Annotated in this window: 4 protein-coding genes; all 4 read left to right on the top strand. The window is 64.9% G+C overall.

Annotated features, from left to right (window positions below; translation table 11 throughout):
• Nucleotides 1-100: 100 nt before the first annotated feature.
• Complete coding sequence (gene tnpA / locus MF270_RS28005) at nt 101-481, top strand: IS66-like element accessory protein TnpA (RefSeq protein WP_238368855.1); 381 nt, start codon at nt 101-103, stop codon at nt 479-481.
• A complete protein-coding gene (gene tnpB, locus MF270_RS28000; RefSeq protein WP_238368854.1) occupies nt 478-825 on the top strand; it encodes an IS66 family insertion sequence element accessory protein TnpB in 348 nt (115 codons plus the stop codon). The genes tnpA and tnpB overlap by 4 nt, the downstream gene beginning before the upstream one ends.
• 62 nt (nt 826-887) lie before the next feature.
• Nucleotides 888-2513 (top strand): IS66 family transposase, encoded by a 1626-nt coding sequence (tnpC, locus tag MF270_RS27995; protein WP_238368853.1) that lies wholly within the window; start codon nt 888-890, stop codon nt 2511-2513.
• Nucleotides 2513-2809, top strand: coding sequence for a hypothetical protein (locus MF270_RS27990; RefSeq protein WP_238368852.1), 297 nt, complete (start codon nt 2513-2515; stop codon nt 2807-2809). Before tnpC ends, MF270_RS27990 begins: the two co-directional genes overlap by 1 nt.
• Nucleotides 2810-2824 lie beyond the last annotated feature (15 nt).

The raw sequence follows: 2824 nt of genomic DNA, 5'->3' as shown, positions 1-2824 counted from the left end.
GTAACCACCCGGTTGCTACCGCCTGCCGGATTTCGCTGTGAGGCCCTAAGACACGTGCATAGCGACGTCGCAAACGACGTCTCTTATGTGCGGAGGGGCGATGCGGGGCGAGGTTCTGGGTGTTGAGCGCCGTCGGCGTTGGGACGACGAGGTAAAGCTGTCGATCGTGAGCGCGGTGGGGATCGACGGCGCAACGGTGACTCAGGTGGCGCAACGGCACGATGTGACGCGGCAGCAGATCTACGCCTGGCGTCACGAACTGAAGCGGAAGGGGTTGTGGTCTCCTGATTCAGGCGCGCTGTTCCTGCCCGCCGGCATGGTGCCCGCGATGGAACTGACCGTGGTGGAGGATCGACCCGCGGCCACCGCTCCCGTGGTCTGGGTTGAGCTGCGCCTCGCGAAGGGCCGTGTGCTCCGGTTCGAGAGCAACATCGACGATGCGGCGCTGTCCCGTTTGGTTCGCGCGGTGGATGCCGCATGATCGGGCCGGGAACCGGGGTGCGGGTGTATCTGGCCTGCGGGCCGACGGACATGCGCAAGGGGATCGGTGGGCTGGCTGCGCTCGCGCAAGACGTGCTGCGCCAGAAGCCGACCGGCGGCGCGGTCTTCGCCTTCCGGGGCCGCAAGGGTGACAGATTGAAACTGCTCTACTGGGACGGCCAGGGGTTCTGCCTTTACTACAAGGTCCTCGAGCGCGGGCGCTTTCCTTGGCCGAACACCAGCTCGGGGGCAGTGCGACTGACCTCGGCGCAACTGGCGATGCTGTGGGAAGGGATTGATTGGCGGCGGCCGGATTGGGGTGCGCCACCGGCCCGGGTTGGGTGAATTATCTGCCTGAAACACCTTGTTTTTATGGCGCTTCCTGATCGGGCGTGGTAGGTGATGACATGTCGAGCGACACGCCCATCCTTCCCGAAGATCCCGCCGTTCTGAAGGCGATGATTGCCGCCTTGCAGGCGGAGAACGCCAAGATGGCGGCGACGATCCGGGCGCATGACCAGCTGGTCCAGACGTTGCGGCTGCGGATCGCGAAGCTCAAGAAGCAGGCCTTCGGCAAGTCCTCGGAGAAGATCGAGCGCGAGATCGAACAGCTGGAACTGGCGCTCGAGGATCTGCTCATCGCCAGCGCCGAAAGCGCCACCACCCCGACGGACGAAGACGAGGCCGACACCGCGTCCAATGAGACTGCTGGCGAAAAGGCCGAGCGCAAGCCGCGCCGCCGTCCACGTGTCTCCGAGGCCACCCCGCGGGAGCGGCGCGAGTTCGACCCCGGCAGCTGCTGCCCGGATTGCGGTGGGGATCTGCGTCTTGTGGGCGAGGACATGAGCGAGATGCTCGACCTGGTCGCGGCGCAGCTGAAGGTCCTGCAGATCGCGCGGCTGAAGAAGTCCTGCCGACGCTGCGAAAAGATGGTTCAGACGCCCGCGCCCAGCCGTCCGATCCCCGGCAGCATGGCGAGCGCCGCGCTCCTGGCCTGGATCCTCGTGTCCAAGTTCGATGACCATCTTCCCTTGTATCGCCTGAACGAGATCTTCACCCGGATGGGGGCCGACATTCCAGACAGCACGCTGGTCGACTGGTGCGGGCGCGCGATGAAGGCGCTGATGCCTCTCGTCGAACGGATCGAGGCCGATGTGATGGCCAGCGATCTTCTCCACGCCGATGACACCCCTATCCGGGTGCTGGACCGGTCCCAAAAGGACCGCGGCCTCGGCAAGGGGGTGAAGCAGGGGCGGATCTGGGCCTATGTCCGCGATCCGCGACCTTGGGCAGGGACAGCGCCACCTGGCGCGGTCTACCGCTTCGCCCCAGACTGGAAGCAAGAGCATGTCCAGGGGCATCTGGCACAGACCCGCGGCATCCTTCAGGCCGACGGCTACAAAGGCTACGCCAAGCTTTATGAACCCGCCCCCAATGGCACACCCCGTCTGAAGGAAGCGTCCTGCTGGGCGCATTTGCGGCGTGACTTCCACGATGAGTGGGGCAAGACGAAATCCGCCATCGCGCGCGAGGCGCTCGACCGCATCGGCGCGCTCTACGACATCGAGCGCGAAATCAACGGGCAGCCCGCCGAGATCCGCCTTGCCGCGCGGCAGACGCACAGCGCGCCGAAGGTCGAGGCCTTCTTCGACTGGTCCGAAAGCCAGCTCACGCGGATCCCCGGCAAGGGGGATCTGGCCCGCGCATTCCGCTATGGGCTGGCCCGCCGCGCCTCGTTCAGCCTCTTCCTCACCGACGGTCGCGTGGCCATCGACAACAATCCGGCGGAACGTGCCCTGCGGCCGATCGGCATCGGCCGAAAGAACTGGCTCTTCGCGGGTGCCGACACCGGCGGCGAAACGCTCGCCCGCGCCATGACGATCATCGAGACCGCAAAGCTGAACGGCCTCGATCCGCAGGCCTATCTCGCCGACGTGCTCGACCGCATCCACGACCACAAGATCAACCGGCTCGACGAACTCTTGCCGTGGAACTGGGCGCCAGTGGCTACCGCTCAGGCCGAGGCTGCCTGATGGCGACCGTCACCCATGTCTGCACCATCGACTATGTCGCAAAGATGCTCGGCCAAGACCCAGAGCTTCTCGAGGCCATCGTCTATAACGAAGACAACCTGAGCTATGGTTCGATCGTCAGCGTCTATACCAGTCCCGAAGACACCATCACCGCCTTGACCGATGATGGCATCGATGAACTCAAGGACATGTTAAGGAACGCGCGCAGCACGACCGAAACCTGGCACGCCTTCCTCGACGACTTCGTCGATGACACAGATCTCGTCGCCCGCATCAAGGCCAAATCACCGCGGTAGCAACCGGCCGGTTAC

Origin of the sequence: Mesobacterium pallidum (genome assembly GCF_019966535.1) — a bacterium.
In the GTDB taxonomy this organism is placed as follows: Bacteria; Pseudomonadota; Alphaproteobacteria; order Rhodobacterales; family Rhodobacteraceae; genus Mesobacterium; species Mesobacterium pallidum.
Note: the sequence above shows the minus strand (reverse complement) of the source record. Positions and strands in the feature narration are given on the sequence as shown.

Coding starts and splice junctions, on each gene's coding strand:
- tnpA (WP_238368855.1), top strand. CDS start 101: ATGCGGGGCGAGGTTCTGGGTGTTGAGCGCCGTCGGCGTTGGGACGAC.
- tnpB (WP_238368854.1), top strand. CDS start 478: ATGATCGGGCCGGGAACCGGGGTGCGGGTGTATCTGGCCTGCGGGCCG.
- tnpC (WP_238368853.1), top strand. CDS start 888: ATGTCGAGCGACACGCCCATCCTTCCCGAAGATCCCGCCGTTCTGAAG.
- MF270_RS27990 (WP_238368852.1), top strand. CDS start 2,513: ATGGCGACCGTCACCCATGTCTGCACCATCGACTATGTCGCAAAGATG.